This is a genomic window from Dyella japonica, assembly GCF_040545895.1.
Classification (GTDB): Bacteria; Pseudomonadota; Gammaproteobacteria; order Xanthomonadales; family Rhodanobacteraceae; genus Dyella; species Dyella japonica_D.
On sequence record NZ_JBEPMU010000001.1, the window covers coordinates 1,180,086 to 1,197,421 of the forward strand.

Sequence of the window (17,336 nt, forward strand, 5' to 3'; positions counted from 1 at the left end):
AAGCCCACCGCAGGCGAACCAGGTCGCCGTACCGCGACAACCAAGCGCAAAGTCACTGGATGACCAGTCATTCGGCTGTTGAGAAGCGCCTCCTGCCTCAGCAGGAATGACGAGCAAAAGAAGACCAGGGCACTTCCACATTGAGAGGCAAGATTGCCCTCCACGCCCGATCCACGGATAAAACATCGAAGGAAAACCAAACCCAGCGCAGCACCTTGTCGTACCATCCCTTCACACTCGTTCGAAAGGCCCGAACATGTTGTCCGAGGATGAACTGGCACTGCTGGAAGCCATCCGGGAAAGCGGCAGCCTCTCGCGAGCCGCGGCTCGCCTTGGCAAGGCGCCCTCCACCATTTCGCATGCGGCCCGCCAGCTGGAAACGCGCTTCGATGCGCTGCTGTTCGATCGCCGCCGTTATCGCCTGCAACTCACGCCTGCCGGCCAGTTGCTGGCGCTGGAAGCCGCGCGGCTGATGCAGGATGTCTCGCGCCTCAGCCGGCGCGTGAAGCAGATTGCCAGCGGCTGGGAAGACCGGCTGTGGATCGTCACCGACGAAATCCTCGAATTCGAGATACTCGCGCCCGTCATACGCAGCTTCGATGCGCTGCAATCGGGCGTGGCACTGCGCATGACGCATGAAGTGCTTGGCGGCACGTGGGAGGCACTGCGCGATGGCCGTGCCGATCTGATCATCGGCGCCACCAACGAGCCGCCGGCGATTCCCAAGCTGCGCTGGTTCGAATTGGGGGTGATGGAGTGGGTGTTCGCCGTATCGCCACGACACCCGCTGGCCAAGGCTGCCGAGCCACTTGAACGCGAAGTGGTGATGCGCCATCGCAGCGTGGTGGTGGCTGATTCGTCGCGCAATTCGGCTGGGCGCGCCTATGGCCTGCTGGGTGGACAGGCCACGCTCGCGGTGCCGAGCATGGCCGCGAAGATCCATGCACAAAGGGAAAACCTCGGTGTGGGATGGCTGCCTCGCCACCGCGTTGCCGGCCTGCTCAAGCGTGGCGAACTGATCGAGAAGCGCACGGCCGATCCACGCGAGCCGAATGTGTTGTACGTGGCGTGGCGCGGCGACCAGGAAGGCCGCGCGTTGTCGTGGTGGCTGGAGCAGCTGCGCCAGCCGCGACTGGCCAAGCGGCTGGTCCGCGGCATCGAGATCACCGGCTGAGCACGCCATGACGTGCAACCTGCCACCCTCTTTCCATCGTCGTCTTCAGGGGAACGTTGCATGATCACCAACCGCTCGATGCCGCCGGGTGTGATCATTCCCGAGCTGGCTTACCCGGATGTCGTGGCCGCCGCGACGTGGCTGTGCCATGTGCTCGGTTTCCGTGAGCGCCTGCGCGTCGGCGATCACCGCGTGCAGCTGATTTATGCAGGCGCATCCATCGTGGTCACTGAACGTGACGATGCCTCGCACGCAGCAGACCAGGCGCATGCCGTGATGGTGCACGTTGCCGATGTCGATCAGCATCACGCGCACGCTCTCAGCAACGGCGCACGCATACTGCAACCACCCACCGATCACTTTTATGGCGAGCGCCAGTATTCCCTTGTGGACTTAGGCGGCCATCGCTGGACGTTTTCGCAATCCATTGCCGATGTCGACCCCGCCGATTGGGGCGGCATCCCGGGCGATGCACCCTGAGCCGGAGAAACCATGAGCCTCGACTCGACGCGCCCCGAAGGGCAACCGATATTCAACCCGAAGATGCTCATACGCCCCGCCATCGCGTGGGGCACGGTGGCGTTGTTCCTGATCTTCGGTTCGGACTGGATGCAGCACCTGAGCAACCACGCCATCGGCCTGTCACTGTTCGCGTGGCTGTTCCTGGTGATCGTGTGGGGATCGTTCGGCGTAGTGCACGAGGCCGAGGAGCTTGCCGGCCTGCTGGGCGAACCGGTGGGCACGCTGGTGCTCACCTTGTCCATCGTGCTGATCGAGGTGGTGCTGATCTCGGCCGTGATGCTGGGCGCCGGAGACACCGCCACGCTTGCGCGCGACACGATGTACGCGGTGTTGATGATCGTGTTGAACGGCGTGGTGGGATTGGGCTTGCTGATCGGCGGCATTCGTCACCATGAGCAGGCCTACAACCTGCACGGTGCCTCCGCGTTTCTCGCCGTGATCATCCCACTGGCCACCATCGCGCTGGTGCTGCCCAACTTCACCGCGTCCACGCCGGATGGCTCGCTGACCACAGTGCAGGCGGTGAGTTTCTCCATCCTCACCATCGGTCTCTATGGCCTGTTCCTGTGGTTGCAGACGGGCCGTCACCAGGGCTATTTCGTGGCGCCGCGCTCCGATATCGACCAGAGCGTGCCCGAAGAACCGCCGCCGCCGCCGCGCCGCGCGCGCAAGGGTGAGATGGCCTTCCATCTGGTGTTGCTGCTGGTCAACATCCTGCCGATCGTGATCCTGTCCAAGAGCCTCGCCAAGGTGCTGGATTACGGCATTGCAGCGACAGGCGCACCGCATGCGCTCGGTGGCGTGATCATCGCCATGCTGGTATTCACGCCCGAAGGCATCTCGGCGCTGATTGCCATTCGACGCGACCAGCTCACCCGAGCGATCAATCTCTGCCTGGGTGGCGCGGCATCGACGGTGGGCCTTACCGTGCCCGCGGTGTTAGCCATCGGCCTGTTCACCGGCAAGCCGGTGGTGCTGGGCCTGCCGCCGGCCAGCATCGTGCTGCTCGCTTCGACGCTGGTACTGAGCACGCTGACGTTCTCGGGATGGCGCACCACGATGCTGGAAGGCGCGGTACATCTGTCGATGTTCGCGGTGTTCCTGGTGCTGGTGTTCAGTCCGTAGCGAAGGCACGGAACGGGCGCGCTCCTGCACAAGCGCGCCCTGCCCGGCTCAGGCGACGTGCGCGCCGGCGCGCATCAGGTAGTAGACGGCGAACATGCCTTGAGGATCGGTCCATTCGTGGGTCACGGCCAGCCCCGCCTTGCCGGCGAGCGCGGCGAAATCCTCGGGCGAATACTTGCAGCTGTATTCCACTTGCATCGCCTCTTCCTCGGTGAAGCTCACCTGCTGCTTGCCCACGCGAACCTTCTGGTCACGCGTGCTGACGATGAAGGTTTCGATGCGCCCGGCCATGGCGTTGTAGTGCGCACGGTGGCGGAAGCTGGACAGGTCGAAGTCGCTGCCGATCTCGCGATTCAGGCGCACCAGCATGTTGAGCGTGAACTCGCTGGTGACGCCGGCCTTGTCGTTGTAGGCCGCCTCGATGGTCGCGGTGTCCTTCTTCAGGTCCGCACCGATCAGGATGCCGCCGTTGTCGCCCATCTCGCCGCGCATCTTGCGCAGCAACTCGGCGGCGTCACGCGCCTCGAAATTGCCGATGGTGGAACCGGGGAAATAGATCACCGTGCGGCGCGGTGCACGCGGCGGAATCGGCAGGCGCAGTGGCCGCGTGAAGTCCGCATGCAAGGCCTGCACCGGCACGCCGGGGAAGCTCGAGTTCAAGGCCTGCGTGCTGTTGCGCAGCGGCTCCGCGGAAATCTCCACCGGCACGTACGACACCGGTGCATGGAGGTGCTCGAGCAGCATGCGCGTCTTGATGGCGTTGCCGCTGCCATATTCCACCAGGCGCACGTCCGGACCGAGCACGTCGGCGATGTCGCCCGCATGCGCGTCCATCAGCGCGATCTCGCTGCGCGTCAGGTAGTACTCGGGCTGCTCGCAGATTGCCTCGAACAACTGCGAACCGCGTTCGTCATAGAACAACCACGACGGCAATCGCTTGGGCCGCGCGCGCAGGCCGCGCTGCACGATGCCGAGCAGGTCATCGACGGGCGGGCGGCGGTCGTCGTCGCGGATATCGAAAGAAGCTTGCACACTCATCGGTCCTGTCCCAAGCGAATCCCCATGAATTGCCAGCGGGCATGGGGAGGAAAGAAATTCCGGTAGGTCGCGCGAAGGTGTTCGCGTGGCGTTGCGCACGAACCGCCGCGCAGCACCCACTGTCCGTTCATGAATTTGCCGTTGTATTCGCCCAGCGCACCCGCCAGCGGACGGAAGCCGGGATAGCTGACATAGGGCGAGGCGGTCCACTCCCACACGTCGCCGAACATCTGCAGCATCCCTTCGCCGGCCGTCGCGGCCTGTGGATGGAACGCCATCGTATCGAGCAGGTTGCCCTGCACCGGCATGCCGGCGGCGGCGTTTTCCCATTCCGCTTCGGTGGGCAACCGTGCGCCGGCCCAGTGGGCGAAGGCATCGGCTTCGAAGTAGCTGACATGGCTCACCGGCGCATCCGGATCGATCGGCTGCACGCCGGCCAGGGTGAATTCGCTGGAGAGATCTTCCTGCCAGTAGAACGGCCGCTGCCACTGTTCGCGGCATACGGTGTCCCACCCTTCGGATAACCACAGCGAGGGTTCGCTGTAGCCGCCGTCACGCACGAAGGCCGCGTACTCGGCATTGGTGACCGGCCGGTTGGCCAGCGCGTGTGGCTGTAGCAACGTGCGATGGCGGGGCGATTCGTTGTCAAAGGCAAACCCGGTGCCCGGGTGGCCCATCTCCACAATGCCTTCCCGTCCCGCAATGAAGGTCATCGGCACGGAAGTGGTCGCTGAGGACGACGCCAGCGGCGCCGTATACGCAGGCAGCAGCGGGTTGATGAAGAACGCATGCTTGATGTCGGTGAGCAGCAGCTCCTGGTGCTGCTGTTCGTGCTCCAGTCCCAGCTCGACGATGCCCATCGTGGTGGCGTCCATGCCACGCGACAGCCATTCGCCGATGGCCTCGTCCACGCGCTCCCGATAGTCGCGTATCTGCGCGGCACCCGGACGCGACAGCAGGCCCCGACGCGGACGCGCATGCATCGGCCCGACGGACTGGTAGTAGGAGTTGAACAGGTAGTTCCACTCCGGATGCGGCGAACGGTACGCGGGATCGCGCTCAAGCACGAACCGTTCGAAGAACCAGGTGGTATGGGCAAGATGCCACTTCGTCGGACTGGCGTCCGGCATCGATTGCACCATCATGTCTTCAGGCGTGAGCGAAGCACACAGGGCCATGCTGCGGGAACGGATTCTCCGGAACCGCAGCGTCAGCGCCTCGGCTTGCGCGGCCGAATGCGCCAACGTCATCGCGACCTCCCGAATGGGGTGACGCCGACGCCGGCCGTGCCGGTCATTCCTTGAACACCCATACCGTGACCAGTGCGCCGTGACATTCGCGCACGATGCCGGACGGAACGTTCAAAAGGTGTGATGCGAGGATGGGGGATAGTTGACGACGCGGCTTGCCGAGTTGCCGCCATCGTTACCGCGCTGCAAAAAGAAACCCGGCACAAAGGCCGGGTCTCTTGGTAGCGACGAACGCTGGCTGATCAGTGACCGTGACCGTAGTAACGGTAACCGCCGCGATAGTAGTAACCGCCACCGCGATGGTAGTAGCCAGGATGGCCGCCCACGACTACTGCTGCGCCCACGGCCGGGTAAACCACCGGGCCACCGTAGACGGGGCCACCGTAGACCACTGGAGCCGGCGCGTAGTAGACCGGCGGAGGCGGTGCGTACACCACCGGGGCCGGTGCGTAGTAACCCACGCCCGCGACCGGCAGACCGATGCCCACGTTCAAGCTGACGTGGCCTGCGAACGCCGGGGCAACGGCGACACAGCCAACGACCATGGCCGCAGCCACCGCAACGCGCTTGATGGTGGAAATCTTCGTCTTATTCATGAGGTTTGTCTCCCAAGGGAGGCTTGATTCCGACAGAAGGATTCGACCGTGCCTTCTATCGCTCTTTGCCGGGATCAATGCTGTGACTTTTGCGCTGAATCCGGACTGAGTAGAAAGCGTGAAAATGCTTAACGACGCCCCTTGTTCCTGACGTAGTTCACACTGTCGCCCCAAGGCGATTCCTGCGGGTGCAGGCGCAGCAGCCAGCAGCCGTGGATATCCGAGCGGCGGGTGAAGTCGAACGGGATGCTGGGAGCGCTCCAGTCCTCGATGATGAACCGTTCAGCCAATGCCTCATGGTTCAGCTTGAAGCGCCGGAAATTGTTCGAAAACACGATCACGCCATCGCTGGAAAGACGCTCGGCACAGGCCAGCAACAAGGCCGCGTGATCGCGCTGGACGTCGAAGTCTTCCGCGCGCTTGGAGTTGGAGAAGGTCGGCGGATCGACATAGATCAGTCCATAGCGTTCCTTGTCCTGCCTGAGGAACGTCATGGCGTCCGCCTGCATCAGCCGATGCTTGCCGCCGGTGAATCCGTTGAGCGCAAGATTGCGAGAGGCCCAGTCCAGGTAGGTGGCCGAGAGATCCACGCTGGTGGTGTCGCGCGCCTCGCCCGCCGCCGCGTACACGCTGGCCGTGGCGGTATAGGCGAACAGGTTGAGGAAGCGCCGGCCCGAGGCCAGCTCGCGCAGCTTGGCGCGCACCAGGCGGTGATCGATGAACAGGCCGGTGTCCAGGTAATCGGTGAGGTTCACCAGGAAGCGCAGGCCGCCTTCGGCCACTTCGACGAACTCGCCGCGCTGGTCGAACTGGCCGTACTTGGAACCGCCCTTGCCGCGTTCGCGCGTCTTCAATGCGATGCGGTCGCGCGGCACGCCCAGCACCTCACCGGCCACGCGCACGATCTCGCGCAGGCGGTGGCGCGCGGTCTCCACGGGAATCTCCGCAGGCGCGCGGTATTCCTGCACGTGCAGCCAGGGCTCGGCGCCCTCCCTGCCATAGACGTCGATGGCGGCGGCGTATTCGGGCAGGTCCTGGTCGTAGGCGCGCCAGCAATGAATGTCTTCGCGTTCCAGTCGCTTGCGCAGGTGGCGCAGGTTTTTCTCCAGCCGGTTGCGCAGCATCTGCGCGCCTTCGGAGAGCGGCTTCACCTCGCGCGGCGTTTCGCTGCGCGCGTGCAATTCGAACACGAGCAGCTGCGTTTCCAACGCACCGTTGTAGAGCGCGTACTTCTTTTCGGCGCGCAGCGGAATGGCCTTGCCCAGTTCCGCATCGCCCGCCAGCACGGCAGCGCGCCAGCCGGCAAAGCGCTCGCGCAACGTTTCGCCCAGGGCGCGATAGAGGCGCGGCATTTCCACGCGATCACCAAGACGCTCACCATAAGGCGGGTTGGTGATCACCAGGCCGCGCGTGTAACCGGGCGGCGGCGACACATGCGTGGCGTCGTGCTTGTCCAGCGTGAGGAAACCGGACACGCCCGCTTCCTGCGCATTGCGCTTGGCCGTCTGCACCATGCGCGGGTCCGCATCGCTGCCGAAGAAGCAGCTGCGCAATGCGCGCAAGCCGGTGTCGGCGCGCTGGCGTGCTTCTTCCAACAGGCCGCGCCACACGGCAATGTCGTGCTGCGCCCAGCCGAGGAAACCGTAGTACTCGCGGTGCAGGCCCGGCGCGACGTCGGCGGCCATCCAGGCGCCTTCGATCAGCAACGTGCCCGAGCCGCACATGGGATCAAGCAGCGCGCCGCCTTCGGCATAGGTCTCAGGCCAGCGCGCGCGCAACAGCATCGCCGCGGCGAGGTTTTCCTTCAGCGGTGCTTCGCCCTGCACCTCGCGCCAACCTCGACGGTGCAGCGGCGCGCCGGCCAGGTCGAGCGAGAGCGTCGCACGGTCACGACGCAGGCGCAGGTTGATGCGCACGTCCGGCTCGTCGGTATCCACGCCGGGACGCGAACCATCGCGCTGGCGGAACTGGTCGACCACGGCGTCCTTCACGCGCTGCGCGATGAACTGGCTGTGGGTCAGCTTGCTCTGCGCCGAGTTGGCGTCCACCGCCAGGGTGGCATGCGAGGCAAGGTGCGCGGACCAGTCGATGGATTGCACGCCGGCATAAAGCGCGTCGTCGGTGGCGGCATCGAATTCGGCCAGCGGCATCAGCACGCGGCTGGCGAGGCACGACCACAGGCAGGCGCGGTACGCGGTTTCCAGCGTGCCGGAGAAATGCACGCCGGCCAGCGCTTCGCGCACGTCGCCCGCACCGAGCGCGACCAGTTCGTCGCGCAGCAGATATTCGAGCCCCTTGGGACAGGTGGCGAAGAAAGCGCTCATGCGGCTGCCAGTGAAGTGAGGAACAGGCCGAACTGTTCGACGATGCGTTCCACGCTGTCGCTCAGTCGATGGTCGTCATCGACCACGACCAGGGGCAGGCGGCGGCGCCCGGCGAAGGCAATGATGCCTTCGGGCGGGCAAACATCATCGCGCCAGCCGTGGTAGAGCAGCGCGGGCACGCCGTCGGCCATGTCGAACGCCTGGCGGTAGCCAGGGATCTCGCTGGGCGTGGCGAGCAGGAACAGGCCGGCTACCGGGCGCTGCAAGGAGGCCAGACCGGAAACGAAGGCGCCCATGCTGGAGCCGACCAGCACCGGCGGCGTGTCGACCGCATCGATGGCGGCAAGCAGGCGCTGCACGCGCGGATCGACCGAGCCGGCATAGCCCGGCAGGTCGTCGCTGCGATAGTCCGGACGCTGGGTTTTCCAGCCCAGGGATTCGGCGAAGGCGGCCAGCACGCTGACCTTGGTGGCGTCCGGACCGGAGTCCGAGCCGTGCGAAAGAATGATCTGGCCGCTCATCGCGGTCTCCACTACTGCGTCCTCAGGCCGCGCATCGTAGCAGGCGACGTCCTACGCCACGGTCGTTAGACTGCCGACCATGCCCATCGCCATCATCGACCAGCCCCTGCCCTACGTGTCCCTTCTGCCCGAACGCCCGGCCAGCGCGGTGGAAATGGTGGTGATCCATTGCACCGAGTTGCCGGACCTCGGCATGGCCCGCGAGTACGGCGAACGGGTGCTGTACGAGAGCGGCGCTGGCGCCAGCGGCCATTTCTACATCGACCGGGACGGCAGCATTTACCAGTATGTGCCGGGCACCCGCGTGGCCAACCACGTGCGTGGCCACAACCCCAACTCCATCGGCATCGAGCTGGTGAACCTCGGTCGCTATCCGGACTGGTGGGATTCGCGCCGCCAGACCATGACCGAGCCCTACACGCCGGCCCAGATCGCCTCCCTGAGCGCCCTTCTGGCCCAGCTGCGACGGGACTACCCGCACCTGCACCTGATCGCCGGCCACGAAGACCTGGATACGGCGCGGCTGCCGGCCAGCAACGATCCGGCGCTGGACGTGCCGCGCAAGCTCGATCCCGGCCCGCTGTTTCCCTGGCCGGAAGTGCTCGAAGGCAGTGGACTGGAGCGGATCACCGCGCCCCGTCGATGAAGCCACCGGGGCGCCAGCTATAATTGCCGGCCACTCCTCCCGAGCTTTGTACGTCCATGACGGAAAACCACGTCCGCGAACTCGTCGACCTGCTCGAACTCGAGCGTCTGGAGGACAACCTGTTCCGCGGCCAGAGCCGGGATATCGGCACGCATTTCGTGTTCGGCGGCCAGGTGCTGGGCCAGGCGTTGTCCGCCGCCCAGCGCACCGTGGACGCGGATCGCGAAGCCCATTCGCTGCACGCTTATTTCCTGCGCGCGGGCGACATCAATGCACCCATCGTCTACAGCGTGGAACGCACCCGCGACGGCGGCACCTTCTCTTCGCGCCGCGTGGTGGCCATCCAGCACGGCCAGCCCATCCTCAACGGCTCGATTTCGTTCCAGGTGCCGGAAACGGGCTTCGAGCATCAATCGTCGATGCCCGAAGTGCCGATGCCCGAGGACATCGAGCCGATGCAGGCCGTGCCGCCGGAGCAGTTGGCCAAGCTGCCGGAGAAGCTGCAGCGCTGGCTGGGCGTGGACGCGCCCTTCGAATTCCGCCACGTATGGCCGCAGGACAAGCTGCATCCCACCAAGCGGCCGCCGATCCAACACATCTGGTTCCGCCTGACCGCGCCGGTCAGCGATTCGCCGATGCTGCAGCGTTCGCTGCTGGCCTATGCCTCGGACTTCAACCTGATCGGCACCGCCACCCTGCCCCACGGCATTTCGTACTACACGCACAACGTGCAGATGGCGAGCCTGGACCATGCGCTGTGGTTCCATCGCCCGTTCCGCGTGGACGAATGGCTGCTGTACTCGTTCGACAGCCCGACCGCCCAGGGCTCCCGCGGCCTGGCGCGCGGCCAGATCTTCACCCGCGACGGCCGCCTGGTTGCCTCGACCGCCCAGGAAGGCCTGATCCGCCTGCGCGGCTGAGGCGCGGGACCACCGTAGTAATATCGGACTGGCCGATCCCTGACGGCCAGCCATTCCCGCACCTGCCCGCCCGGCGAATCAAGGTTTCCTTATGCGTCAGCTCTATACCTCGCCCCGCCAGGAAAATATCGATCGCGTCTTTGCCCTGCTCAACGAGCAGGGTATCGAGTGCACCATCGAGAACCGCTCCAACTACAAGCGCCAGACCTACCAGCGCTTCAGCTACTCGCAGCGCCAGGAAAACCGCGACAACTGGGCCCAGGTATGGGTGACCCGGGCCGACGACTACACCCGCGCCCGCGCCCTGCTCAAGGAGCTGGGCATCGAGCCGGTGGTGCGCCACGGCGAGGAGCTGGCACTGGCCCGCAACCCCACCCCGGACATGAAGCGCCAGAGCGTGGCTACCCGGGTGCGCCGGATTGTCATATTGGCCGTGGCTGGTGCTTTTGTGGTCCTGATGCTGCGTTACATGGGTGTCATCTGACTGAATCAGGGCCGGCCAGTCGCTATATCAGGTTTTTCCTACTGACACAGTGAAGCAGACCGGACATAGAATCAGGCCATGCGCTCTGACCGTGTCCGCCTCTTCCAAACCCTGCCGCACGCCTGCGGCTACTTTGCCGAGCGCACGGCACAGAACCTCGTGATCGATCCCGCCGCCCCGCAGCTGGACCAGCTCTATGGTCCCGCGCTCGAACGCGGCTTCCGACGCGCGGGTGGACACCTCTATTACCCCTACTGCACCAGCTGCCGTGCCTGCACGCCGTGCCGCATCGACGTGGAGCGCTTCACGCCCGATCGCAGCCAGCGCCGCTGCCTCAAGCGTAATGAGGATCTGCAGGTCATCGAGTCGATGGCCGGCTACAACGCCGAACGCCATGCGCTCTACGAACGCTACCTGCGCCAGCGCCATCCGGGCGGCGGCATGGACGAGGCCGACGCGAGCGACTTCCGCCGCTTCCTCACCGCGCCGTGGAGTCCCACCATGTTCCTGGAATTCCGCCAGGGTTCGCGCCTGCTCGGCGTGGCCGTGACGGACGTCTGCCAGCAAGGTCTTTCGGCCGTCTATACGTTCTACGAGCCCGAGGAAACCGCGCGTGGCCTGGGCACGTTCGCGATCCTGCAGCAGGTCGCGCTGGCCAAGCGCCGTGGTCTGCCGTGGATCTATCTCGGTTTCTGGATCGCCGGCCATCCGAAGATGGATTACAAGCGCAAGTTTCGCCCCATGCAGATCCGCACCAGCGAAGGCTGGGCGGAAATGCAGGAGCCCTGAGTTCCCGCATCGGCGTGGCTGGCGCGCCGCGCCTCAGGCGTGCGACGTCGCCCTCGGCACCACCGGATACGGATACAGCTTCACCAGCGGCACGGAAATACCGTCGTCGCCCACCACGCGGCAATGCGTGCGGTTGAGCTGGCGCGGTTCGTCCACGCCGCAGCTGTGCGCGATGATGCCGACCTCATGCATCACGTTGGTGGCGTAGTTCGCCACGCGCTCGCTCTTGTCGGCCACCACCAGTCCGCGTTGCAGCTTGGGGTTCTGCGTGGTGATGCCGGTGGGACAGGTGTTGCGATTGCACTGCAACGACTGGATGCAACCCAGCGATAGCATGAAGCCGCGTGCGGAATTGACGAAGTCCGCGCCCATCGACAGCGCCCACGCCACGTCGTACGCCGTGATGCATTTGCCCGAGCAGATCACCTTGATGCGCTCTCGCAGTCCCTTCACCACCAGCAGATCAACCAGCGCCGGCAAGGCTTCGTGCAATGGCAGGCCCACGCCTTCCATCAGCGTTTGCGGCGCCGCGCCGGTGCCGCCTTCCGAACCGTCGACGATGATGAAGTCCGGCGCGCTTTCGATGCCGCGCTTGCTCACTTCGTCGCACAGGTCGGCAATCCAGTCCACACCGCCGAACACCGCCTTGAAGCCCACGGGTTTACCGGTGAGTTCGCGGATGTGGTGGATGGCATCCATCAGCTCCTGCACGTTGCCGATGTCGAGGTGACGATTGGGACTCTGCGAATCCTGGCCCACGGGAATGCCACGGATGGCAGCGATTTCCGGCGTGACCTTGGCTGCCGGCAACAAGCCACCCATGCCGGGCTTGGCGCCCTGGCCGAGCTTGATGCTGACCATCTTCACCTGCTTGTGCGCGCAGATGTCCAGCAGCTTCTGGTCATCAAGCTTGCCATCGGGTGTGCGCACGCCGTACTTGGCCGTGCCGATCTCGAAGATGATGTCGCAGCCGCCTTCCAGGTGATACGGCGCAAGACCGCCCTCGCCCGTGTCCATCCAGATGCCGGCCTTCTTCGCACCGTGCGACAACGCGCGTACCGCTTGCGCGGACAGCGCGCCGAAACTCATCGCCGAGATGTTGAAGAACGCCGCGTGCGAATACGGTTCGCGCGAATACGGCCCCAGCGTCACCGGCAGCGGCTCGACGTGCTTTTCGCCCAGCGCGGGAAACGGCGCATTGACGAAGAACGGCACGCCTTCGCCGCGCAGGTCGCGGGTGGAGCCGAACGCATTGGTGTTGTCCACGTTCTTGGCCGCGCGATACACCCACATGCGTTGTGCGCGGTTGAACGGCAATTCCTCGCGGTCACTGGAATACAGGTACTGGCGGAAGAACTCGCCCAAGTGCAGGAACCAGTAGCGGAAGTGGCCGATGACCGGGAAGTTGCGCAGCACCGAGTTGCTGGTCTGGTTGCGGTCCACCAGCCAGACCACGGCAATCACCACGACCAGCAGCACCAACAGCAGGAGAAACAGGGCCGCGAAGGTTTCCACCACCACGACCAGCCAGTGAGCAAAGCCTGTCGATTGCATCAAGGTCTCTCCGTTTGTGCAGCGTCTTGCAGGTCACATGATGCGGGCGCTGGGACGATCCGTTCCGCGCACCCGCTCCTCGGTCAAAGATACTGCGCCGTTCCTTTCATGCTCCTCTGCGGAGCATTACAACGTGACGCGAATGCGCCTGGCCGCGCGGATGGCCTTGGCCTTCGCCGCTTCCACGTTCTCGTCACGCGCAAGCGTCACCGCCATGCGGCGACGCCCTTTCACCGCCGGCTTGCCGAAGATGCGCAGCTGCGTGTCCGGCTCCTTCAGGGCGTCGGCTATGTCGTGGTACTGCGGCGCCTCGCCGTCGCCTTCCACCAGCACCGCGCACGAGGCCGACGGGCCAAGCTGGCGAATCACGGGAATCGGCAGGCCGAGGATCGCGCGCGCGTGCAGCGCGAATTCCGAAAGGTCTTGCGAAATCAGCGTCACCAGGCCGGTGTCGTGCGGACGCGGGCTCACTTCCGAGAAGATCACGCTGTCGCCCTTGACGAAGAACTCCACGCCAAACACGCCCCAGCCGCCCAGTGCGCCGGTGATGGCGGCGGCCTGCCGCTGGGCTTCTTCCAACGCAACGGCGCTCATCGGTTGCGGCTGCCACGACTCGCGATAGTCGCCGTCTTCCTGGCGATGGCCGATCGGCGCGCAAAAGCTGACGCCGTCCTTGTGGCGCACGGTGAGCAAGGTGATTTCGTAGTCGAAATCGACGAAGCCCTCGACGATCACCCGACCCTTGCCGGCACGGCCGCCCGATTGCGCGTAATCCCACGCGTGCTGCAGCTCGCTTTCCTGGCGCACCACGCTCTGGCCCTTGCCGGAGGAACTCATCACCGGCTTGATCACAAACGGCAGGCCGATGCTGGCGACGGCCTCGCGGTATTCGGCCTCGGTGTCGCAGAAGCGGTAACGCGAGGTGGGCAGCTTGAGTTCTTCGGCGGCGAGGCGGCGGATGCCCTCGCGGTCCATGGTGAGCCAGGCGGCGCGCGCGGTCGGGATGACGCGCAAGCCTTCCTTCTCCAGTTCGATCAGCGTGGGCGTGTGGATGGCCTCGATCTCCGGCACCACCAGATCGGGCTTCTCCTGCGCAATGAGCGCACGCAGCGCGGCGCCGTCCAGCATGTCGATCACGTGGCTGCGATGCGCTACCTGCATGGCCGGCGCGTGGGCGTAGCGATCCACGGCGATCACCTCCACCGCATAGCGCTGCAACTCGATGGCCACCTCCTTGCCCAGTTCACCCGAACCCAGCAGCAGCACGCGCAGCGCATGATCGGAATAAGGCGTGCCAAACGGCTTCATCGGTGTCTCCGGAGGTGGCAAAGCGCCATTGTAAGCGGGCCTTTCGAAGATCGCGCCACGCATCGTTCGTCATCACGCAAATTCCATTGACGAATCACATCGACCGGCATTGACTGTAGGCGTCACCGTCCCCACGGAGCGACCTATGCGCAAGTGGCTTGCCGCGCTATGGATGGCGCTCGCGCTCATTCCCTCACCCAGCCTCGTGGCCGGGACCGTGGCGCGCGTGTCCAGCGACACCACGTGGATGAGCGTGCTGCTGGCCGGTCGCCGCATTGGCCACCTGCGCATCGACCGGGTGAACGACGGCAAGGTCGTCACCACCACGCAGGATCTGCAGATCGAGATCAACCGCAACGGCAAGACCATTCCCATGGCCGTACTCACGCGCAGCATCGAAACGCTCGACAGCCAGCCGCTGGGTTTCTATTCGCGAAGCACGCTCTCCACCTCCGACAGCACGGTCGATGGGCGGCGCCTGGCCGATGGCCGTTACGCCGTCACCACCACGGTGGCCGGCCTTGCCAGCCAGTCCACGCTGTCGTGGCCCACGGGCGCCCTGCTCAGCGACGGCCAGCGCCAGGCCATGGCCGGCGCCGCCAGCCGCGGCGGCCACTACGCGCTGAGCCTGTTCGACCCCGCCAGCCAGGATGTGGCCACCGTGGACATCGAAGTGCTGGGCAATGAACGCGTCTCACTGCCTGGCGGCGACGAGACGCTGAACCACCAGCGCGAAATACTGCAGACGCCGCGCGGCGCGCAGCGCATGGATCTATGGGTCAACGACCGCGGCGAGACGCGCAAGGGTTCGCTGGACATGCTCGGCCATCCGCTGGACATGCTGGCGTGCAGCCAGGCCTGCGCGCTCGCGCCGGTGGAGAACATCGACATGCTGCGCGCCTCGATGGTCGATTCGCCGCAAAGCCTGTCCCGTTCGATGCGCCAGGGCTTCCTGCGTTACGTCATCCACGTCGCCGACGGGGACGCGCAACCGGTGATCGCCACCGACGAACAGCGCGTCACCCGGCTGGGTGGCGGCAACTGGCTGGTGGACGTGGGCAACGCGGTGCCCGGTGGACAGGCACCGCCGACGCCAGAGGACACCCAGGCCAATGCCTGGGTGCAATCCGACGCGCCGGAGGTTCGCGTGTTGGCCGCACAGGCCGTGGTCGGTGCCGAGGACGACCAGCAGAAGATGATCCAGTTGCGCGACTTCGTGAGCGCTTACATCGAACCCCATAGCCGCGACATCGGCTACGCCTCGGCGGTGGAGATCGTGCGCATGCGCGCAGGCGACTGCAAGGAACACGCGGTGCTGCTGGCCGCCCTGGCGCGGGCGCAGCACATCCCGGCGCGTGTGGTTACCGGCATGGTCTACGCCGACCATTACGGCGACAGCCGCCAGGTGTTCGTGCCGCACGCCTGGGTGCAGGCCTGGGTCCATGGCCGCTGGCAAAGCTTCGACGCCGCCCTCGGCCACTTCGACAGCGCCCACATCGCCCTGGACAGCGGCGACGGCGACCCCTGGCACTTCTTCAACCTGACCAGCTTGTTCGGCCAGATGCGCATTGCCCAGGTCGGCGCGGCGCCGGAGCAGGCAGCCACCGTCACAGGGGGCGCCGTCGCGACCCGGAATTGAGCCCTCCTTGAGAAAGATATCATTTTGATATCTAATAAGCACACCCAGGGAGGACCACCCATGAACGAACAGCAAGGCTTTTCGACCGCCGGCATCCCCACCATCTTCTTCGTGCTTCTTCTCGGCCTGATCGGCCTGGCCCTGGAAGGCTACGGGCTGGTGCACCAGGCGTCGGTGTTCGGCGCGCTCGCCCTGGGCATCCTCACCCACGTGCTCGCGGTGTTCATGGCGAAGGGTTTCTTCCAGGTCGCCCCGAACGAAGGCCAGGTCTTGCAGTTGTTCGGCAAATACCACGGCACCGTGCGCGAGGAAGGCCTGCGCTGGACCAACCCGTTCTGCAGCCGCCGCCGCGTCTCGCTGCGCGTGCGCAACTTCGAAAGCGGCAAGCTCAAGGTCAACGACAGCGACGGCAACCCCATCGAGATCGCCGCCGTGGTGGTGTGGGAGGTGGTCGATACCGCCGAGGCCGTGTTCTGCGTGGACGATTACGAAAATTTCGTGAACATCCAGAGCGAGTCGGCGCTGCGCCAGATGGCGCAGAACTATCCCTATGATGCGCACGACGACGGCAAGCCCGCCTTGCGCAGCCACGGCGAAGTGATCAACAACCACCTGCGCGATGAAATCCAGGCGCGCCTTGAAAAGGCCGGCGTGCGCGTCATCGAGGCACGCATCAGTCACCTCGCCTACGCCCAGGAAATTGCGCAGGCCATGCTGCAGCGCCAGCAGGCCAGCGCCATCGTGGCGGCGCGCGAACGCATCGTCGAAGGTGCCGTGGGCATGGTGGCGATGGCGCTGGACAAGCTCAAGCAGCAAGGCGTGGTGGAGCTGGACGAAGAGCGCAAGGCGGCCATGGTCAGCAACCTGCTGGTGGTGCTGTGCGGCGATCGCGCCACGCAACCGGTGGTGAATGCCGGCACGCTCTATGGCGGCTGAGAAAAAAGCGTATCCGCTGAGAATCAGCGCTGCCGTGCTCGAAGCCATGCAGCGCTGGGCCGATGATGATCTGCGCAGCGTCAATGCGCAGATCGAGTTCGTTCTGCGCGAAGCCTTGCGCAAGCAGGGACGCCTCAAGCGCGATAGCTCCGAACCGGTGCAGGACGACGACACCGAATGACGCGTGCAAGGCCACCGCGTTTATCCCGCTTCGACGCAACCTGCACGACACCGGCGCTAGCTTCGCTTCTCCACGACCCGCGATGTCCCGGAGAACTGCCATGGCCAACAGCCCAACCTATCGCCCGCTGCCCGACGGCCCCGTGTTGTGCGATGCCTGCTCCCGCACGGGCGCCAGCATCGAGATGGAGCCCGACGACTCGCTGCCCAGGGAAGCCCTGAAATGGTCCGAGGAACAGGACGTGGGACTGCAGAGCTACCGCTGCCCGGAATGCGAATCCGTGCAGGTGTTCCGCGTCGATTGAGGCGGTGATGGTGCGCCGCGGCGCG

At 65.3% G+C, this 17,336-nt stretch carries 18 protein-coding genes; 11 read left to right on the forward strand and 7 right to left on the reverse strand.

The window, feature by feature from the left end:
* The first annotated feature begins 256 nt into the window (after nt 1-256).
* From ABIC75_RS05145 to ABIC75_RS05155, 3 genes are read left to right on the forward strand one after another with little or no spacing between them, the layout of a single operon-like run.
* Nucleotides 257-1,174 carry a LysR family transcriptional regulator gene (locus ABIC75_RS05145; RefSeq protein WP_354012769.1) on the forward strand — a complete coding sequence of 306 codons (918 nt, stop codon included), beginning with the start codon at nt 257-259 and terminating at the stop codon, nt 1,172-1,174.
* 60 nt (nt 1,175-1,234) lie between these two features.
* Nucleotides 1,235-1,654 (forward strand): VOC family protein, encoded by a 420-nt coding sequence (locus ABIC75_RS05150; RefSeq protein WP_354012770.1) that lies wholly within the window; start codon nt 1,235-1,237, stop codon nt 1,652-1,654.
* Nucleotides 1,655-1,666: 12 nt separating this feature from the next.
* Complete coding sequence (locus ABIC75_RS05155) at nt 1,667-2,821, forward strand: calcium:proton antiporter (RefSeq protein WP_354012771.1); 1,155 nt, start codon at nt 1,667-1,669, stop codon at nt 2,819-2,821.
* 48 nt (nt 2,822-2,869) lie between these two features.
* Here ABIC75_RS05155 and egtD read toward each other — a convergent pair whose 3' ends face one another.
* The 5 genes from egtD to ABIC75_RS05180 form a co-directional block, all read right to left on the reverse strand.
* Nucleotides 2,870-3,859 carry an L-histidine N(alpha)-methyltransferase gene (gene egtD, locus ABIC75_RS05160; RefSeq protein WP_354012772.1) on the reverse strand — a complete coding sequence of 330 codons (990 nt, stop codon included), beginning with the start codon at nt 3,857-3,859 and terminating at the stop codon, nt 2,870-2,872.
* Nucleotides 3,856-5,109 (reverse strand): ergothioneine biosynthesis protein EgtB, encoded by a 1,254-nt coding sequence (gene egtB, locus ABIC75_RS05165; protein ID WP_354012773.1) that lies wholly within the window; start codon nt 5,107-5,109, stop codon nt 3,856-3,858. The genes egtD and egtB overlap by 4 nt, the downstream gene beginning before the upstream one ends.
* 242 nt (nt 5,110-5,351) lie before the next feature.
* Entirely contained in the window at nt 5,352-5,705 is a 354-nt protein-coding gene (locus tag ABIC75_RS05170) for a hypothetical protein (RefSeq protein ID WP_354012774.1), read from the reverse strand.
* A gap of 128 nt (nt 5,706-5,833) precedes the next feature.
* Entirely contained in the window at nt 5,834-8,029 is a 2,196-nt protein-coding gene (rlmKL, locus tag ABIC75_RS05175) for a bifunctional 23S rRNA (guanine(2069)-N(7))-methyltransferase RlmK/23S rRNA (guanine(2445)-N(2))-methyltransferase RlmL (protein WP_354012775.1), read from the reverse strand.
* Nucleotides 8,026-8,550 (reverse strand): alpha/beta hydrolase, encoded by a 525-nt coding sequence (locus ABIC75_RS05180; RefSeq protein ID WP_354012776.1) that lies wholly within the window; start codon nt 8,548-8,550, stop codon nt 8,026-8,028. The genes rlmKL and ABIC75_RS05180 overlap by 4 nt, the downstream gene beginning before the upstream one ends.
* 79 nt (nt 8,551-8,629) lie before the next feature.
* On the opposite strand from ABIC75_RS05180, the gene ABIC75_RS05185 reads away from it, so the two are divergent.
* From ABIC75_RS05185 to ABIC75_RS05200, 4 genes are all read left to right on the forward strand, one after another.
* The gene (locus ABIC75_RS05185) at nt 8,630-9,196 is read left to right on the forward strand and encodes an N-acetylmuramoyl-L-alanine amidase (protein WP_354012777.1); all 567 of its coding nucleotides are present in this window, start codon (nt 8,630-8,632) and stop codon (nt 9,194-9,196) included.
* Nucleotides 9,197-9,252: 56 nt separating this feature from the next.
* Nucleotides 9,253-10,116, forward strand: coding sequence for an acyl-CoA thioesterase II (tesB, locus tag ABIC75_RS05190; RefSeq protein WP_354012778.1), 864 nt, complete (start codon nt 9,253-9,255; stop codon nt 10,114-10,116).
* A 91-nt stretch (nt 10,117-10,207) separates the two neighbouring features.
* A complete protein-coding gene (locus ABIC75_RS05195; protein WP_354012779.1) occupies nt 10,208-10,600 on the forward strand; it encodes a putative signal transducing protein in 393 nt (130 codons plus the stop codon).
* Nucleotides 10,601-10,678: 78 nt separating this feature from the next.
* A complete protein-coding gene (locus tag ABIC75_RS05200) occupies nt 10,679-11,389 on the forward strand; it encodes an arginyltransferase (protein WP_354012780.1) in 711 nt (236 codons plus the stop codon).
* Nucleotides 11,390-11,422: 33 nt separating this feature from the next.
* Here the strand turns inward: ABIC75_RS05200 and ABIC75_RS05205 are convergent, their stop codons facing one another.
* Both ABIC75_RS05205 and purT read right to left on the reverse strand, forming a co-directional pair.
* Nucleotides 11,423-12,943, reverse strand: a complete 1,521-nt coding sequence (locus ABIC75_RS05205; RefSeq protein WP_354012781.1) for an FMN-binding glutamate synthase family protein — start codon at nt 12,941-12,943, stop codon at nt 11,423-11,425.
* A gap of 126 nt (nt 12,944-13,069) precedes the next feature.
* Complete coding sequence (gene purT, locus ABIC75_RS05210) at nt 13,070-14,251, reverse strand: formate-dependent phosphoribosylglycinamide formyltransferase (RefSeq protein ID WP_354012782.1); 1,182 nt, start codon at nt 14,249-14,251, stop codon at nt 13,070-13,072.
* Between the two features lie 145 nt (nt 14,252-14,396).
* On the opposite strand from purT, the gene ABIC75_RS05215 reads away from it, so the two are divergent.
* From ABIC75_RS05215 to ABIC75_RS05230, 4 genes are all read left to right on the forward strand, one after another.
* On the forward strand, nt 14,397-15,890 hold the full coding sequence (locus ABIC75_RS05215) for a transglutaminase-like domain-containing protein (RefSeq protein ID WP_354012783.1): 1,494 nt from the start codon (nt 14,397-14,399) through the stop codon (nt 15,888-15,890).
* A gap of 60 nt (nt 15,891-15,950) precedes the next feature.
* The gene (locus tag ABIC75_RS05220) at nt 15,951-16,826 is read left to right on the forward strand and encodes an SPFH domain-containing protein (protein ID WP_354012784.1); all 876 of its coding nucleotides are present in this window, start codon (nt 15,951-15,953) and stop codon (nt 16,824-16,826) included.
* On the forward strand, nt 16,816-17,007 hold the full coding sequence (locus tag ABIC75_RS05225; RefSeq protein ID WP_354012785.1) for an Arc family DNA-binding protein: 192 nt from the start codon (nt 16,816-16,818) through the stop codon (nt 17,005-17,007). The genes ABIC75_RS05220 and ABIC75_RS05225 overlap by 11 nt, the downstream gene beginning before the upstream one ends.
* Before the next feature lie 100 nt (nt 17,008-17,107).
* Complete coding sequence (locus ABIC75_RS05230) at nt 17,108-17,311, forward strand: hypothetical protein (protein WP_354012786.1); 204 nt, start codon at nt 17,108-17,110, stop codon at nt 17,309-17,311.
* The last annotated feature ends 25 nt before the right edge of the window (nt 17,312-17,336 follow it).